Origin of the sequence: Pseudarthrobacter oxydans (assembly GCF_034258515.1) — a bacterium.
Lineage (GTDB): Bacteria > Actinomycetota > Actinomycetes > Actinomycetales > Micrococcaceae > Arthrobacter.
The window spans coordinates 2,493,577-2,511,025 of sequence record NZ_CP139438.1; the positions used below are offsets into that span (position 1 = coordinate 2,493,577).

Here is a 17,449-nt window from a genome sequence, read left to right on the forward strand (position 1 = left end):
GATGTAGTTTCCACTGAGTCAGTAGCCGCTCGGAGCTGGCAAATACTCGTCCGTCCGTTACCCGGATGCGATTTCATTAAGTCAGACGCGGCAGCTGTTTTGCAGGCTGGCCGGGGGTCCTTTTTCAAATCGAGCGAAGTCGCTCAAGGTGGCGGCGCTGTTCCTTGTCGTCCTGCTTGACGTGAACACTGACCAGGACCTGGGCACCATCAGGCTTGTAGTAAATGCGGCCCATGTCCTCGCTGCCAGCAACGCCCGTTGCAAGCTTGGAGACTTCTCGCCAGCCACGTAGGCCTTCGAGGTCTTTCCCCACGTTCTCGCCCATATCGATCTGCACCAGCGAACGCAGCAGCGACGCGGGTGCGTCGAGGTTGGCCAGTACCTCCATGCTGTCCAGAACGAAGGTAAGCCGCGAAAAGGCCGTGTCAAGAAAGCCCAGCACGCCTCGGCGAGGCGCTACAGGAGCGGCAGCAGCGCGGCGCCGCTCTCGTTCCTGGTGCCCTACCTCTTCGAGCCTCTCGCGTAGGCCTAGCACCATTGCTTCCAAGGACAAGACCCGTGCATCGCCTTGCTCTGCCTGCGCCCGTAAGCTCCCGACGCTGCTGTAGAGTTCGGCGTTCTCAGCCAGTGCGAATTCAAGAAGTTCCTCGGTCTCTGTCTGCTTGACCAAGAACGCCCTGGTGTCAAAGGGTTGCTCCGGCGCACGGCCCAGCTCGGCGATCTGACCGAGCAGAGACTTTTGGTGTTCCAAAGCGCGATTCAACTCGCTGGCGAGTTTGGACTCCCGGTCAGTCGCTGCCGCGAGCCGCTGGCGCAGAAGTGTAACCTGGCTCTCCGACCCATCGAGACGCTCCCTGAGTTCGACAGTCTGATCCAGCAGTTGCTCGACCTGGGCTGCAAGGTCCTCGAAGCGAGTATCTGTTTGAGTCGGCGAAGGTTCAACCACCAAGTCAGCCGATACGGGCGAGAACACCGCCGCAACGCGAGACAGGGCGTCGGTGTGAGTGCCCTTTACGCGGAGGCGAGCGAACCAGTCGTAGAACTTGCCATCTGCGGCAGTGCGGTGACTGACATCCCACCGCTGAACTGAGAGGCCTCCCGCCTCCAGTGCAGCGACGACTTCAGCCGCAAGCCGCTCTGAGGCGTTGAAGACGACGTAGTGGCCGAACCTGGTCGTTTCAACGTTCCACTCGTCGGGAAACTCTATGAACGACTGCTGCGCTAAGGCATTATCGGCCTTCCGCGCAAACGGCACACTAGCGCCCGCCAAGAGAAAGCGATTACAGTCCTCGATTTCCCAAGATGGTCCAGCCATGTCGATGACATTGTCGGCAAAGAGCGGGAAAACCGCGCCAGCATAAACGATGCCAGCGTACCCGTCCGGCGTCAGCCGAACTGGCCGTCGAACGGATTCCTCAACTACAGACGCGCCATCCACCACCCGGACAACAACCTGTTGTGACGCCATCGTCAAGCCACCGAGGCACACCTACACGCCGGGTCGCCCCACTGGCGTTTACAGACCGCGCATGGCTGGTAGTAGAGATGCTCAAGGATTTGCTCGTCGGTGGCCTGGTCTGGCCCAGGAAGCCTCGAGAACGCCCAGCGCTTGTGCTGATATAGCACGTCCCCGGGGACAAGGCGGGTGTCCTCCCGGTCAGCTACGTTCGCACGGACAACGAGTCCGCCGATCGGCACCCAAACGTCAGCATCAGTAACATCAAGATCCCGTAGGTCGCTGCTCCCCGGAAGACCTATGCCGAACTCCAGATCAAAGTAAGAGGCACTCGCCCGGTCAGCTCGCCTGCTGGACGTTGCGCTGACAGACAAAATCAGATTGTCGTCGACCTCAACGTCAAGTTCTAGACGCTCGACCAATGGTGGCGCCGTCTTGTCCACAGCGACGGCTACCATGCCGATCGATGTCCGCGGGTCACTCGCTTGCGGCTGCTCGGAGAGCTCGGAGGGTGCCACGATGGCGAACTTCGCGACACCATCAGTCGGGTCCGTGCAGTACAGGTGGAATCGGTCACGACATATTTCGCCATTGCTCGGCATGGCCGTTCCGGCCCGCAGAAGGGGAAGCCTCAAGCCCCGTGCCATCTCCAGTTCAATTTGCTTTGCTAGCACCAAGCGCTGTGCGTCGTGCGCGATCCAAGCTGCTCCCTGAGAAACTAGCGTTGCGCTGTTCTCTGGAATAAGAACGCGCTCGGGCCCGAACATTTCGTGCAGTCGGCCGCGGATGCTCGGCATAGCAGCCATACCGCCAGCCACGAGGCAAAGCGAGATCTGGGCTGGCGCCATGTCGACACTCTCTAGAAGCGACTCGATCTCACGAATGCCAGCGGCCACAAGCGGTCGCGTGATTCCGTCCAGCTCCTGCCGGCTCAGGGAATACTCTAGGGTAGTGCCTGACTCCGCAAAGTAGCTCGCATGATAAATCGTGACGCTTGGCCGGTCTGAGAGCTCGATCTTGCTGCTTTCCGCTTCTTGCAGCAGGCTTAGGCGCGCGTCGCGAGTCGGATGATCGAACCCGGAAATTCCATGCTTGTTCGAAAACCTCGCGACCACCTCGTCACGGATTACTCGGTCAAATTTGTCTCCGCCTACCTGGTCGGTACCACCGTTGCGGAGTTGAAGGATGCGGCCTGGCTCTATGCGGCAGAGTGTAAGGTCCAATGTTCCGCCACCCCAGTCCACAACGAGGACGTTGCGTTTCATGAGCCTGCGGATCTCGGCCTGAGGGTCCGTCGCCCCGCGCAGGTGGCCGTATAAGGCGGCGAGCGGTTCGTGTACAAACTGGGTCACCGAAATTTCCGACTGGGCGAAAGCCTCCCGAAGAGCCGCGCGCCGCGGTCCGTTCATGTTCACAGGGATGGTGACCACGGCGCGGTCCAACTCTCCCAGCACCTTACGATGACCGCTCCGGCGCGACTCCGTCCGAACGTGCCGGATGACATCCGCAACGATGTCAATCGGGCTGCGCTCGACCCCACCAACGCTGACGATCTCCTGTCCTAGAAGGAACTTCGGCGAGCGTACGGTGTTGCCGTACACCCCAAGCCCGACTTCCTCTAATGCATGTCGCGCCTCGCGCCCGACGATAACGTCCTCGCCTTCATAGCGGACAACGGAAGCGTGGGGCAGGCCTTCCGCATCAAGAACGTCGACGACTCGGTCGCCTGCCACCACAGAAACCAAGCTGTTGGTGGTGCCGAAGTCGAAACCTACCGTCATTGCCTTCCTTCCTCCAGGTCCTTAAGTCGCGCAATCTCGCTATCAATGGCACTCATTGCCCGGTCAACGAACTCGTCAGCGACGTTTGCGCTGCCATTACGAAGCGCATGAAGTCCTTTGCTCAAAAGCTCGGCCTGCCTTGTCAATCGTCGAATCACTTGCGTTCGGAGCGCCTCGTAGTCATCAACGTGGTGGCTCTGATCCACGACCCTGTTGCTCTGCTCTGCCGAAAGTCGTCGTTTCAAAGTCTCGGCCTCTGCACCCAGCTCAGCAGTGCGAGCGATCGCATCCTCAAGCTCAGCAGACAGCCGCTTGGCGGAAGCCTCAGCCGTTACAGCACGGAGCTCCTCCCGTCGGGCTTGAGCAAGCGCCTTCTCGGTCGCCATCGTCGACTCTTGGAGACGAACCTCCGAGTGCCTCGATAGTTGACTAAGCGCATCGCTGTTCTTTGCAGTTGCCAGGAGCGCGGCGACCCTAGGGACGCTTCGGTCCCTAGGGGCGTTCCAAATCCAAGCGGCCATATCCCCAATGAACTGGTCCGCTGTCCAGTGATCGTGGAGGACGCGGAAGAGTCCGAAGGCCGTGACAGCGTTCACACGCAACCGCTCCCGGGCGCCTTCATTGAAGTCTGACGCCGTGTGAAGGCCTAGCGTATCGAACGTGATTCGCTTGGCCGCTTCATTCATTTCTTGGGCAGTCAATACCGGACTGCCCGGCACACCAGTCAACCGTTCAAGTCGATTCTCGAAGACTTTGTGACTCGCAAACGCCACCAAAACTAAGTCTAGGATGCGGCGACGAACAGGCAACTCCGGACCAAGCTCCGCCACGGCCGCCAATAAGCTGGGCGGCACCGCAAGACATGGGTCGCCAACCGCCAAACGTCGCACAGCATCGGTCTCGGCTTGCGCTGCGTCTGGTTGCAGTGAAAGTTCGCGCAAATCTCTCCGCGCAAGGTTTAACTTGCGTCCCTCTTCGCCATACGCGAACTCAATGAGGGCAAGGATGGACTTTGGCCGCTCCTTCTTCTTAGCCCCTTCCTGATTGCCCAGCTGTCCATTGATGGGGTTGGACTCCTGTCTCAGGGTCACATCAGTGCTTTTGTCGGAAGCTACCGCATTCGGTCCCGCGTCTGATGTCACTTTTTATACTCCTTGAACTCGAGTGCGAAAGCCTGCATACCAGCCCTCCGCGAGACGGCTGTAACGAAGACGTTCTGCATGCTGGCCGGCTGTCGCAATGTCCCCTTCAGCCAAAGCGTGCTCGGCCGCGACCAAATGCAGTTTGAAAGCATCGTACGGTCGCTGCTGGTGAATACTGGCCGACAGCTCGGCAATCTCCGCCGCCGCGGTGCCATCGAGCGGCAAGGCGCTCCACCCAAGCACCTGTTCGATCACTGAGTCGCTGAGCGCAACATCCAAGCTGGCGTGTGGCGATGGCGCTAGATCACCGACGAAGTAGGTTTCCCTCTTGAGGAGCGACTGAAAGCGCAGAGAGACTTCGGCGACGCGTTGGCTCTTGGTCTTTGTCATGGCACGCTCGAAGTGGTTGTAGTGGAAAGCAACGATGCCGCAAATGGCCTCAGCTGCAGGTCGATCGAAGGTACCTAGAATTCCCACCGCCTGGTCGTACTTGCCCTGATAGCCACCGCCGTCCTGCAGGTCATCGCGAACGCCGGACTCGGCGAGCCCCTCGCGTGCCAGGACGCCGTACAGGTAGTTCGCGAGACCATACAGATACCTGCCGGCAGAGAGGTAGCCCTTGGAGCGCATGATGAAGTCGTCAATAGCCCGAAGGCTCAGCTCACCTCCGTCGATTAGGCGTTTCAGAGCATCATCCACGCTTTCAAGATGGTCGACGTCGGCAAGAGCAAACTCGAATTGGAACGCCTGCACCACATCGCTCTTTGTGAGCGTTACGTCGACAACGCCACCGCGTTGCGCCGCCAAAAACTCAACAGCATTTGCGATCGAGGTCCCAGTGCCATTAATGGCCACCGCGTCAGTATTGCGAATTACCCAATCTTCAGGCGAGGTAGCGCTGGTGAGAGTCAGCCGGGTCCTGCCACACTCCCGTCCCTTCAACACAAGAACCGGCCTTCGCGTTGGATGTCCCTCGAATGCATGCACGCGGAGATCACGGTCGGTAAAAAAATCCACCCCGCACGTTGCGCAAGGGAACGTCGCTGGCAGCGGTTCTGCCACCGTGCCCGTACCTTCTTCAGTTGGCTCATGAAATTCCAAGTAACCGGTGTGCCAGAAACCCATGACGCATCTACCTGCCGTCGGCCGAGATCGAATTTATGAGTCGGGCTGGCCGGTTAGAGGTTACGGGCACACGGCTACATGTAACAGCAGGTTCATTTCCATGAAGTTCCCTAATTCGCCCCAACGTTGAGCGCGCCCTTGCGGCGGATGTGCTAACCATCGTGTTTCCTTCCGACGAACCCCAAAACGTCGACCGGTCAAGGTTGGGCCGCTTGAGTTTTGCCGTGATCATATCGCTGTTCTGGGCCGCGTCGCGGAAGTGACGCCCCGTGTACGGTCCGGCCGTCAGGAGCGTTGCCTCCCGTCGGCGCGACCGCGTTTCGCATAACCTTAGACGCGCGGTTTAATTACGTAACGATTCATCGGCTGTAGACCTTCTCAAGACGGGATGGTGTCGACACGCGTCGTCAAGAAGTCCTGAAACTCAGCGGTGTCAACTGCCGGCTTGGGACTGCCCCCGGTTTTGTTGACTCCTTGACCTGCCCCAGGGATTGGTTACCACGTGAAGAATGAGTCTCAGGCTGTTTGGGATGGGTTCTGGCAGTGTAGCTCGTGCTCGATCGGAGTCCGATAGTCGATCCCCGAATGGCGGCGCTGGCGGTTGTAGAGAATCTCGATGTAGTCGAAGATCGCGTTGGCCAGATCGGTACGGGTCTTCCAGCGTTTCCTGTTCAACAGCTCGATCTGCATGCTGGACCAAAAGGATTCCATCATCGCGTTGTCATAGCCGTCTCCGATCGTCCCAAACGAGGGCATCAGGCCGGCTGAGCGGATCTTGTTGGTGAAGGCCCAGGACGTGAACTGCACGCCGTGGTCGGCATGGACAATACCGCCCGGGACGGGCCGCCGGTTTCTGATGGCCATGTCCAGGGCGTTGACGACCAGGGCAGAGTCCTGGCTGCTGTCGATCGACCAGCCCAAGATCCTGCGGCTGAAGGTGTCCATCAGTAGACCTTACCTTCCCTGGTGGGATGCTCGGTGATGTCCGTGACCCAGAGCTCGTTCGGCGACAGGCGGTGGAATTTGCGGCGCACAGGGTCATCGCTGGTTGCTATGCCTAGCAGCCGCTTGACCTTCGCCGGCCCGGGTAGGCCGGCAATTCCGGCCAGGCTCATCAGCTCCGCGACCAGATGCTCGCTAACGGTAACGTCCATGCCGCGTGTCAGCTCGGCATGGATCCGCCGGGAACCGTAGGTGCCGCGGCTGGCGGTGTGGACTTCCCGTATGAGCCCGGTCAGCCATTGCCGGCGCATCCGCGTCGGTGAGATAGGCCGGTTCCGGTACTTGTAGTATCCGGGACTGCTCACGCCCAGAAGCCGGCAACAGACCTTCGCGGGGAACCCGGCACCGGTAAGTTCTCCGATCACCGGGTGGATCCTTTTGGGTCCGGCCGGTCCTCACCGAGCAGCTTCGCTGCACGCTTGAGGATCTCCACTTCCGTTTCCAGCTGCCGGATCCGCTTCCGCGCTTTGGCCAGCTCGGTGCTCTCCGGCGTCGTCAGCCCTTGGCGTTCGCCACGGCCGATCTGGTCCTGACGGACCCAGTAGCAGGCCCCCTTCGCTGATGCCCAGTTCGATGGCAACCCGGCTTAGGGGTTTGCCGCCCGGACCAGGGCGACTGCCCGTGCACGGAATTCCGGTGGATAGGGTCTTGGCATGTCTGAAAGCCTCTCAGCGAGAGCCGGAAACTCAAACCCTTTCGGGTAACCAATCCCTGGGGCAGGTCACGAAGTCAACAAAAGCCGGGGCAGTCCCATTCGGCCGCTCACGCATCTGGAACACGCTATACATCTACGACGGAGCCTGGCGACCCATGCACTTGGCGCTTTTGCCGTTGAGAACACTAAAAATCTCACGGCCCACGGCCCACGACGGCGAACTCGTCGTTTGCTGTCCAGAGTCTCGCAGGACATTATGGTGAGCGCACCAACAGCTTTCACGATCGCCTGCCGAGGAGACCAAATCCGATGCCACATACCTGCAAGCCATTTTCATCTTGCATTTCAGCGGTTGGCAGGCGTATTAGATGACTCGCTCGAATTTTGACGGCGCCCAGCCTGGCTCGCGGACAATCTCTCGCTCGATCCGAAAAGCGCCGCTAGATGTACTTTGGCACATGGGACAAAGGGACCATAACGACCAGCAGTCGCGTGACGCGAACGAATGGTATTGGATAAATCGATTCGGTCACTCGCTAGTCGATCACTACAGTTCTGGGCTCATGGGCCAGACCTCCTACTATGCGGGACCTCTGACAGAAGAGGAGATCGATCGCCTGACATCGGAGGACCTGGCAATGCTCGCTGGCTCCGCAAGCGTGGTGGCGCGCACGACAGCCGCAGGCAGCGCGGCGACTCCTTCAAGCTCGCTCGAAAAGCTAGTCTTCGACTCCGAACGAGACGTCCGCAGGGCAGCGGGTCACAACCCCTCAACCCCCGCAGCGGTGATTCTGCGAATGCCTAGCCAAAACTCAGATGGCACGCAAAATGGTGAGGTCAGCGAGCATCGTCTTGAGTTTCTATGGGCCGAACTCGAGTCTGTCCCAGTCGATCGAGAACTCGCTCTAAAAGTCGCAGACGGCCGCTACGAGGATTTGCATCGCGTTGCACTTGCCCGAAAGAAGTCAGTTTCTGTGGATATTCTTACGAGGCTTGCTGCCAGTTACAGTTTGCCACCAGAAGCGGCATTAGAACTTGCTGAGAACAATCACATACAAGTTCGCAGCTCATTGGCGGCGAATAACTTGGCTACGATTCCAACGGAAGTTCTCGTGGATCTTGCAGACGACGCCGCACCCGAAGTACGGGCAGCCGCAGCGACAAACTACAAACTGCCGGACGACGTGCTCCTGCGCCTGCTCGATGACGAAAGCGCCGAGGTCCGTCATGCGGTGATTGTTCACGGTCATTTAAGCTACGACGTTCAGCATGACCTGGACGGTGAGGATGAATCGCGCCGTAGTCTTCAAGAGCGTCTGCGGTCACACAAATGGTCCGGGTACGGGCGCTACCCGGAGGATGATGGGGAGGAATCTCCTCGTGCAGCGTTCCTGCGCAAACTAGCTGGATCACCGTACGCGCTAACGCGTGCTGCAGTGGCCCAGAGTCCTGAAACACCTATCGACGTTCTCGAAGAACTCGCAGGCGACACCGAAGAAGAAGTCACTCGTGCCATTTCGTATGGGCTCGGATACGACACGGCCAACCGCTTCGTCGATGGGGGCTACAATTTCACCACGATTTGGTGGTACCGCCGGCGGTTGAGCAGGACAGAGTTTTCAAAACTTCTGAACTCTCCTATGGCTCTTCTCCGAGCCCTGGGAGCCGCTCGACATGAAGCCTTCCTTCAAGACGACCCCGAGGCGATGTCCAGGCTGGCACGAGACTCAGCTCCCATTGTCCGGGCTGCGGCGGCGACAAGCCCTTTCATTTCGTTTCTAGACCTCGTCGAATTGGCGAGTGACACGGAAGAAACCGTGCAGCAGGCCGCTTCGTCATCCATCATTGACTGGCTTAGACGGCAGCAGGAGCCGCATATCCCTTATGAACAGAGGGAACACTTCGAAAACAACTGGCTTGTCCGAATGGAATCGGTTCCAGATGGAGTTCCTGAGTTGCTTGGGAAGCCGAATTGGAACGAGTTACACATTGACCGTATTCCCGTAGGCTGGTTCGGGTGGTCTGTAGGAGACGAGGAGCTTGAGCTTCTGGCGAACTCCGGAAGCAGTGCCGTGCGCGCCGCGGTTGCCTCCTACCCTGGACCTCACGAGTCACGTTGCAGTTCGGCTCGCCTGACTCCGAAGGTGCTTGCTCTCCTGTTGAGGGACGAAGACAGCACTGTTCGCGAGCGCGCGCTCGGCAACACAGGCACGGCTGCTGTCAGCTTGGCTGCCTCCAGCGAAGCGCCAGCGGAAGCGCTGGTTCACTATGCGCGTTCGAGGAACCCTGACTTGCGCCGCGCGGTCGCGGCCAACCCGCTGACGCCGGGCCGTATTTTGGCGAACCTCGTGCGCGACACAGAGGACTCCGTCCGTGCGGCCGTTGCCGCAAACCTTGCTTCGCCGGGCGAAGCCCTCGTCGTCCTCGCTGGTGACCAGAGCGAGGAAGTTCTACTTGGGTTGCTGGCCAACGAGAATACTCCTCAGGCAATCCTTGAGCAGCTAGCCATCCGCCCGGCAGACTACGGGGAAGCCGAGCGGCATAGAAGGCTCGCCATAAACGCAAGTTCGCCCGCGCATGTCCTTGCCAGGATTGCATACAGTTGGTCGGGCGAAATTCGTGAACTAGTTGCAGGGAACCCGAACACGGCCGTCGGTACTCTGGAGATCCTGGCGTTCGATGAGAACCCGCGTGTGCGTGCTGCTGCGGAGCGTCGCCGCCAAAGAGATTGAAGGTGTTTGAGACCTGGTCAATGCCATGTGATTTACTTGCTTCATTCGCGGAACCCTACCCAGTAACCGGCGAAGCGCAGCGACCGATCAGGAACACGGAATGCTATCGGTCATCTCGAGCGGGTTCACGACGCTCCCAATAAGCTCAGGTTGTGCCCGTGAAGGCTAGACCTGCTTTCGAGAACCGCTGTCTGCGGTGTCCAAAGGGGCTCTTCACGGTTCGTGGTGAACGTTCTGCCGTGAGGGATGTTCATGCCGCTGTTCTGGCGGCACTGCGCAACAGGATACGCGTTTTGTAGTTGCGTGCGTTGGTGAATCCCCGGCCAGTCCTTTTTATGTGTTTGATCGCGGTGTTGTTGGCTTCCACTTTCGCGGTTGTCGCACCGGTGACAATGAGGACTTCGATCTCTTTCCACCACCTGCAGACCGTGCGCCAGAGCCGGTTCGTCTCCGGCTGCGCGGCTCGCTCGACCAGGACCTGCAACCGGTCTTTCGCGGCGGCTGCGTCGGCAAGAGAGCCGGTAGTCAGCAGGGCCCGGAGCTGTTCCTTGACAAGCCACGCTGCCTGCAATTTCCCGGTGGCATCGTCGGTTGCGAACACGGTGCTGAGCCTGTCCCGTGCCCGGTCCGAGAGTGTGTCCCCGGCGCGCAGGAGCAGTCGCCGGTTGGCCCAGACCGGGTCAACGGAGCGCCCCCGCCGACCATGGGTCTGCTGGGTGAGTCGTTGACGGACTTCGGTGAGCATGTCGTTGCCGAGCTTGACCAGGTGGAACGCGTCGACCGAGACAGCGGTGCGTGGCAGCCACATCCGCAGGGCCTTGCGGAACGCCGCCGAGGGGTCGATGGCAACGACCTGCACGCCCAGGCGCCACTGAAGCGGACGGGCGAACAGCCAGTCCCCGACGCCCTCACTGTCGCGGCCATCCACGATGCCAAGGACTTGTCCGGTGTCGAGATCGACAATGGTGGTCATCCAGGGTTCGTAGCGTTTCCAGGCCTTGGTGGCGGGGTCGCGGAAGAACCGCACGGACCGGTAGCGGTGTTCATCGATGCCGAGCATCCGCGGGGCCAGGGCATCTACATCAGGCAGCGTCAGCGCCGCCGAATCCAGAGCCCGCTGGACCAGCCACCACGAGACACCGAACGAAGCGGCGGCCTCCGCGGCGGCCCTGCCGGAGCCGATGACGGCAGCCACCAGGGCCTCACGGAGCCGGCGGGTGGACCGTGCCCGGCGCGGGACCTGGGTGGTCTCTTCAGTGAATGTCCGGCGGGGGCACAGGTACTCATCGCAGAAGAATCTCCGCTTGGCCCAGACTACTTCGACCGGCCCGGCGACAGGAATGTCCCGCAACCGTTGTGGCCGACGGGAATGAGCCCGGGTGCTGATCACGCCACACGACGGGCAACCGGCCTCTGTGGTGGCCACGACCCGGATCCGCCGCTGGCCGAAGGAGAGGACCTCGGTGCCGGTGACTCGGTAGTCGGGCAGGTTGAAAATGGCGGTGGCAGCATCGGGGCGCGGCGAAGTAGGCTCGATCAAGGCTCGTAGCTCCTGACTCTTGATGAATGCGTAGAGAACATCCATCACAGCAGGGCTACGAGCCCTTCAGCTTTCAAGACACGGAACCCGTTTCACCACCAACCGCGAAGAGCCTCCAAAGGCTCGATTGAGGGGCGCCACGTACTCGCGCAGCTTCGACCTCAGCGAGCATGAGGAGGGGACTGCCCCGGCTTTTGTTGACTCGGGGTCGTAGGCCGCTTTGAGCGCGGTCCGGTTGATTGTTTCATATTCGATGGGCGTGAGTTTTCCCAGCCGTCTTTGCCGTCGCCGGCGGTGGTAAGTCCGCTCGATCCACGTTGTGATGGACAGCCGGAGGTCCTGCCTGGTGAGCCACCGCTGACGGTCCAAAACGTTCTTCTGCAGCAGCGAGAAGAACGATTCCACTGCGGCGTTGTCCGCGCATGCACCGACCCTTCCCATGGATCCGGTGAGGCCTCGGTAGCGGAGCGTTTGGACGAAGCGGCGGGACCGGAACTGTCAATCAGATCTTCCGTACTCGGTCAGTTTAAAGTTGCCGCTTACAAACGGTGGACTTGGCCATCCTGCTCAGGTGTCGTCCTAGGCTAACGCGTCTTCCTCGTGTCGCAACTCCAGGGTGAGTTGATCGGCAGCGGCGAACTCGCGTACTCGTAGTTGAACGGTCCGCTTGCGTATGACGTCTTCCGATTTTGATGAGGCAAGTGTCCCGAATGGGTCTTGAACGGCTCTCACGAAGGGTGGGGCGTTTTCGAGATCCGCGCGAAGGTTGCCGACGAGGTAGAGCCAGAAGTGACTTCTTAGTTCGCCCCCGGCCGTCTTCCACTCGTTCCAACTCATGGCTTGAACTTGCGCGTCGACTCCGGACGACTTCAGCTCAATCATTCGATCGATGGAACCACCCTTGACGGTCAGAACGTCGAAGCCGGGGTAGAGCTCGCTGATGCCCTGCTCAGCGAGCTGGTCAAACACTTGCTCGACCACGGTGGACTGTTCGATAGCGGCTACGATCATCTCCGGCGAGCTGACGTCGACGATGAGCACGTCCGCATTCTCAGAGGACGTCTCTCCTGGGAGTACGACGGTCTTCTGCCCGACGAATCGTCGCTCCTCAAATGCGAAGGTTATACGCATGCCAAGTCGGTCAAGTTCGTTCAGGTCGGTGCCGGCGGCTGCCCTGGGCGTGCCTGAAGAATCACCCCCTTGGTCGCCATGTCCGTGACCTGCGGCTCCGAATTGACCGTTCCTTCCTGTGGTCTCGTGTTTGGGACCTGCTCCCTCGATGCGGATGACTTCTCCATCTATAAGGAGGTCCTCATAGCGGTGCAGCGGAATACGCGGAGCGGCACGGGTCGCAGCGGGAGGGGTTCGGTCTGGGTTCCCGGTGGCCGCTTCTGTTGACTCGCCGTCTGTCGTGTCGAGCTCGTTCCCTTCTGTGCGGTTTGCCAGTTGATCGACCTGATAAGCGGCGCGTCCGAGATCGACAAGGTCTTGCTGCACCTCCTCCAGCTTCTCCGCGGCGCCGGCCAGATCGAGTAGTTGCTGTCGCTGCGCAGGGTTCGCGTTGATGAACGATAAGAAGGTCTCTACAGTGTTGACCTCCAAGGTCTCTGCGAGCGCCATAGCCAAGGTATGAGCGTCCTCCGCTATTGGAGGCCACGCAGGGCCTGACCACACGGCGAATCCCTTGAATCCCGAGTCCTCCGAGCGGCGCACGTAGTACGTCCGCTGCGGAATCTGACCGAGGTTCTGACCGCGGAATGAACAGCTCAGACTGAGCGAATCCACGGGTTCCAACTTCTCAGCGAATTCGGTCAAAGCCCGACGGTCGGCCCCACTCCGGTCAGCTCGATCGGCACTGAGGCGAGCGAGTAGCGGTGCGACCAAGTCTCGGAGTCCCTGGCGCAAAGTACCGAGGTCGGATGCTTCAAGAGCCGTCTCGCCCGGCATCACCGACCACTCCAACGCGCTCTCAAGGAGCGGGGTTCCGAAGAGCTCGCGGAGCGGACGAAGCGCTCCCGGCTCGGCCTCAAGAACGAACAACGGTACCTTGTCCTGCACACCGCTCCGTTCTCGGCTGCCAGACACCGATGCGTACACGACGTCTCGGGCGGCGAGGAACTCGTACCCGGCCGCGGTGCGCGCGGCAAGCGGGGTGCCACTGAGTGGCGCCCCGCTATTCACCGTGCTGCCGACCAGGAGTTCGAACATTTGGCGGTAGATCGGCCGCAATTCCGAGCGCAGTGCCTGGTCGGTGATGCCCGACGGGTAGATGTGCGAAATGCGTACGCAGAGATCGTGTGCATCCTCGACGGTGAACGCGGCCGGAGTCAGCTCGCCGCGGACTTGTAGTTCGTCGAGGCAAGCGCGGAGTGTCGAGTTCGGCACCCCCGTCGGTTGTTTGAGGACAGGAAGGTAGTCGTCGGCGTCGCGCCCACTGCGGCCCAGGCGACGAACGAGCTCCTCGGATCGACGCCACGTTTGGTTTGGACGCCGCGGGCCATGGCTTGTGGGGCAAATCGCGTGGTGACGAAGTCGGTAGAGCCATAGGTCCGGGCCAGCATTGACGAGTTCTTCCGACGTTGCTCGCGAAGGAGGCGTCCTTGACGACGGCTGTTTGCCGGCTCGGACGAATGCCAACTCAGCCTGGGTGTGGCGGGCGTAGGTGGTCCAGTTGCGAACGAGGTGGTCGAGCAGTTCCTCGGCCACGTCGTTGTCCCTGCGGAGGGCGACCCTGGCGATCTCGTCGAGCCGATCAAGGTTGTGAACCTGGTAGAGATAGTGGTCCGTCGGCTCCCACCGTGGATCAGACGAGAGTTCGCCGATGAGATCTGCTTGGTATTCGGACCATACGTTGTCCAGGCCTGAGAATGCCCAGCCACCGGGGAGGCCGAGACCCTTCGTGTTCGTCCACCCGGTCCCGCTGTCATCGACGTCGTGAAAGTGGATCAGTCTCAAGCCTCGACTGACTCCGAGCCAGGCGAAAAAGTTGCGCCACCGATCGTCGACGGTTGTCTCCAGGGCTTCGTCGGTGTCGTCATCGAGGTCGACTTCTCCCTCGTCGGGATCGACTGTTGCATCACTCGCGTCGTCTTCCACGTTGACGCCGATGGTGGACGAGAACTCGGCGAACACGTCAGGCGATGCAAGGAATCGGATTTGCATGACCTCGCCCGCAGCGGCCATCGCTTCAACGATGGTCTCGACCGAGTCATCTCCAACCCAGTCGCTTCCGAAGTAGACCTGATGGGCCGGTGCCCAGGTCAGCTCGCCGGTGGCATCGGCTCGACACGGAACGTCAAGGCGGCTGAGATTGAAGAACGCTCGGTCCGAGCCAAGCCGCCCCATGGGGAGGGGCTGGTCGGGTTTGGTGGTTTTTCCGGCCAACCGACAGATCGTGGCGAGTGCTTCGATGGTGCGGTTTGACTCCCGCAACTCGGCATCGGCGGCCGTGCGCGTGAGTCCGGGGAGGACTGCGGCGCGCATGACTTCCTCGAAGCGGAACTCTTTGATGTCGAAGAGCGCATCCCAAGCCTTCACCTGGCGCTCCAGGACCGACCTCTGTTCGGTCCTGCCGAGGGTGCCCCAGCAGACCGCATGTGCGAGGAACTGCAACTTACGAAGGGGAAGTTCCTCTGCCGAAGAGCGCGGCGGGTAAAACGCACTTTCACTTTCCAGGGTTATCCGCCTGACGGTGCCATCGTCGTTCTCGCCGACAGGGAAGACCGGTTCCAGCCGGGCGCTTTTCTCCAAGGCCTGTCGATCCGCCGCGCCAGATCGTTCCCAGAGGAGCGCGCAGAGGTCAAGTACGGGGTCAACCCGATAACGAGAGTCGGGGCCTGGTCTTAACGCTGTCTTCCCTGTATCGAGGTTGTGCGCAAGGGCACGTAGTGAGTCAATCGGGCTGAGTGCCACCGACCCGTAGGCCGCACACACCCTGGCAAGCGATCCTTCACAGAACTCGGGATCAGGGAATTGTCTGCCGTTCACAACGCAGTCCGCCTTGAGCAGGTCAGCGAAGACGGACCCCTCCGCGTCGAGAACGGGCGATGGAAAAACCGCCTCATTGAGGGCGAGTTCATTCGGTCCTGATGGCAGGAAGCGGGCACCTTTCATTGCGCCGGCAATGGCGTCGGCGAGGAGTCCGCCGGCCGACCCGGAGTCGCTTTCGTCTCGATCCAGAACTCGCAGTACGTAACGTGGGCCACCCTCGGCAAGGAGGTGTGGCATGAGCGTCTGCACGAATGTCTCGGCTGCGCGGCGTACGAGATACCCGTTGTAGTTCGACGGGGTGTGCGCAATTTGAATGTGCTGGCGTGAAAGGTCGGTCGTGAAGGCCCCGTTGACCAGTAGCGAGCAGGGCGAAGGCTCCTGCGTAGGCAGGAAGACGTGAAAACGGCGGTCCTCTGTGTTAACCCGCGGGTCGTCGGCATCCCGGACTGCGACGGACACTTCGGTCACGTCCACGCCCTCCCATGCGGGCCCGGTCAAGCCATCGCGGTGGTCGCCGATTCGCACGTTGCCGTCGTGAGCTACCCAGTAGCGGTCACCCTCACCTTCACGGTTGACCAAGTCGACTCTGAAGAGGCCAGATTCGGTCAGGCCGACACACCGCTCGACGCCGGCGGAGGTCACTCGGTGCCTCTCCAAGAGCCACTGACGGTCTGACTTCTCGGTGGAGGTCGCAACCTCAATGACCACTTCTTCAAGGTGCTTGAGGAAGAGCACGCTGGTCATCGGAAGGTTCAACAATTGATGCGCGAGTGCGGCCTTCTGTTCGGAGCTGACGCGTTCGTGGAACGGGAATCGAAACGCGCTGTGATAGCCGGCTGCTCGGAGTTGGTCCCAAGTCTTGTGCACCTCGGTGATCGCCCATGGGAAGCGCATCGCTGGCACCGCTCGGACCTTGCCGCGATCAAACTCCTTCCATAGCAGAGACACCTGCGCTTCCGCTTGCTCCCGTCCCAGTCGGAAACTCACCGTCTCGGAGTAGGCCTCGGGGCTGTCGGTGATTTCGAGGACAGACTTGAAGCCCAACCCCTTGTGACCGATGCTGGCACGCTTGGGGCCGTCTGACTGGGCCTTGGAACTGGCTCCCAGGCCGCACAGTCCCCGAATATCGGCGTCGGTGAAGGGGCGCCCCGTGTTGGCAACCCAAAGCTCCGTGTCGGTGAGTCGAAACAACGCCCTGTCCTCGGTCTTGGCAACGCCAACCAGTGCGTCATCCGCGTTCTGAAGGAGCTCGTACACGAGACGTCCGCGATAGTCATGGGCAACTTGCGACTCCTGACTAACGTCCTCTTGGAGCCGGCCCTGTGACTCTCGGTAAACAGCGAGGTTCTCGCGGCAAATGCGCTCCAGGACGTCATCAGGCAAGGTCGTCGTCGCAGTCATGTACGCCATTCCACCACATGGTTCCGACAAAGGGGACTGCCCCCCGGCTTCTTCCGCCTCCGCTCGCACTATCCAGCCCCGACACTAGAGCCGCACGTACCCAAAGCCCCTGCCCGGACGAACGCGTCGGAAGGCGGAGTGGCAGGCGCCCCGTACCGGTCAGATAGCTTCGCTGGACCACTCCGGGGAGACTGGGAGCAGTATCGCGACCCGGACATTATAGAGCCCGGCCTTAAAGCACATTCGGCGACCCAGGACAAGCTGGCCGACGCGCTGGGCCTGCATGGGCTCACACTGCTGTCGCCATTCGCCAGCAGTGCAATTTCGACTTGGCCTGGCAATTGGACGACGGCACAATCGGCATCGCTGAGGTGAAGAGCAACACCGAGGACAACGAAGTCCTCCAGATTCGGCACGGTCTGGGTCAGGTGCTTGACTACGGCTACCGAATGAAAGACCGCGGCTTCCGTCCGAAGCTCTTCCTCGTTCTGGAGCGGAAACCCAAGGGCAGTCACTGGCGGGACTTATGTGCCGCTCATGAGTGACCCTCACGTGGGGCCATCTCTTCCCTGGCATCTTGTGACCACGGTAGGCCAAAAGGAAGAAACCGCTCCTCTAACGGGAG

General features: G+C 60.6%; 8 protein-coding genes and 2 pseudogenes. 2 read left to right on the forward strand and 8 right to left on the reverse strand.

Annotation, left to right across the window (positions count from 1 at the left end):
- Window positions 1-124 precede the first annotated feature (124 nt).
- From SMD14_RS11290 to SMD14_RS11310, 5 genes and pseudogenes are all read right to left on the reverse strand, one after another.
- Window positions 125-1,468, reverse strand: coding sequence for a hypothetical protein (locus SMD14_RS11290; RefSeq protein ID WP_321213693.1), 1,344 nt, complete (start codon window positions 1,466-1,468; stop codon window positions 125-127).
- 2 nt (window positions 1,469-1,470) lie between these two features.
- Window positions 1,471-3,237, reverse strand: coding sequence for an Hsp70 family protein (locus SMD14_RS11295; protein WP_321213694.1), 1,767 nt, complete (start codon window positions 3,235-3,237; stop codon window positions 1,471-1,473).
- Window positions 3,234-4,379, reverse strand: coding sequence for a hypothetical protein (locus SMD14_RS11300; RefSeq protein WP_321213695.1), 1,146 nt, complete (start codon window positions 4,377-4,379; stop codon window positions 3,234-3,236). Before SMD14_RS11300 ends, SMD14_RS11295 begins: the two co-directional genes overlap by 4 nt.
- 3 nt (window positions 4,380-4,382) lie before the next feature.
- Complete coding sequence (locus tag SMD14_RS11305) at window positions 4,383-5,504, reverse strand: hypothetical protein (protein ID WP_321213696.1); 1,122 nt, start codon at window positions 5,502-5,504, stop codon at window positions 4,383-4,385.
- 516 nt (window positions 5,505-6,020) lie between these two features.
- A pseudogene (locus tag SMD14_RS11310) lies at window positions 6,021-7,161 on the reverse strand (IS3 family transposase).
- Between the two features lie 368 nt (window positions 7,162-7,529).
- On the opposite strand from SMD14_RS11310, the gene SMD14_RS11315 reads away from it, so the two are divergent.
- Entirely contained in the window at window positions 7,530-9,893 is a 2,364-nt protein-coding gene (locus tag SMD14_RS11315) for a hypothetical protein (protein ID WP_321213697.1), read from the forward strand.
- A 250-nt stretch (window positions 9,894-10,143) separates the two neighbouring features.
- On the opposite strand, the gene SMD14_RS11320 is transcribed toward SMD14_RS11315, so the two are convergent.
- The 3 genes and pseudogenes from SMD14_RS11320 to SMD14_RS11330 all read right to left on the reverse strand — a co-directional run bounded on the left by SMD14_RS11320 (window position 10,144) and on the right by SMD14_RS11330 (window position 16,824).
- Window positions 10,144-11,433 (reverse strand): ISL3 family transposase, encoded by a 1,290-nt coding sequence (locus SMD14_RS11320; RefSeq protein ID WP_013601589.1) that lies wholly within the window; start codon window positions 11,431-11,433, stop codon window positions 10,144-10,146.
- 213 nt (window positions 11,434-11,646) lie between these two features.
- Window positions 11,647-11,931: pseudogene (locus tag SMD14_RS11325) on the reverse strand (integrase core domain-containing protein); the annotation flags it as partial.
- 81 nt (window positions 11,932-12,012) lie between these two features.
- A complete protein-coding gene (locus SMD14_RS11330; RefSeq protein ID WP_321213698.1) occupies window positions 12,013-16,824 on the reverse strand; it encodes a sacsin N-terminal ATP-binding-like domain-containing protein in 4,812 nt (1,603 codons plus the stop codon).
- 329 nt (window positions 16,825-17,153) lie between these two features.
- Between SMD14_RS11330 and SMD14_RS11335 the strand changes: the two genes are divergently transcribed.
- A complete protein-coding gene (locus tag SMD14_RS11335) occupies window positions 17,154-17,369 on the forward strand; it encodes a hypothetical protein (RefSeq protein WP_321213699.1) in 216 nt (71 codons plus the stop codon).
- The last annotated feature ends 80 nt before the right edge of the window (window positions 17,370-17,449 follow it).

What these genes read in the sequence shown, in the direction of transcription:
- SMD14_RS11330 (WP_321213698.1), bottom strand. Translation starts at nt 16,824, where the DNA reads ATGACTGCGACGACGACCTTGCCTGATGACGTCCTGGAGCGCATTTGC.
- SMD14_RS11305 (WP_321213696.1), bottom strand. Translation starts at nt 5,504, where the DNA reads ATGGGTTTCTGGCACACCGGTTACTTGGAATTTCATGAGCCAACTGAA.
- SMD14_RS11295 (WP_321213694.1), bottom strand. Translation starts at nt 3,237, where the DNA reads ATGACGGTAGGTTTCGACTTCGGCACCACCAACAGCTTGGTTTCTGTG.
- SMD14_RS11290 (WP_321213693.1), bottom strand. Translation starts at nt 1,468, where the DNA reads ATGGCGTCACAACAGGTTGTTGTCCGGGTGGTGGATGGCGCGTCTGTA.
- SMD14_RS11315 (WP_321213697.1), top strand. Translation starts at nt 7,530, where the DNA reads ATGACTCGCTCGAATTTTGACGGCGCCCAGCCTGGCTCGCGGACAATC.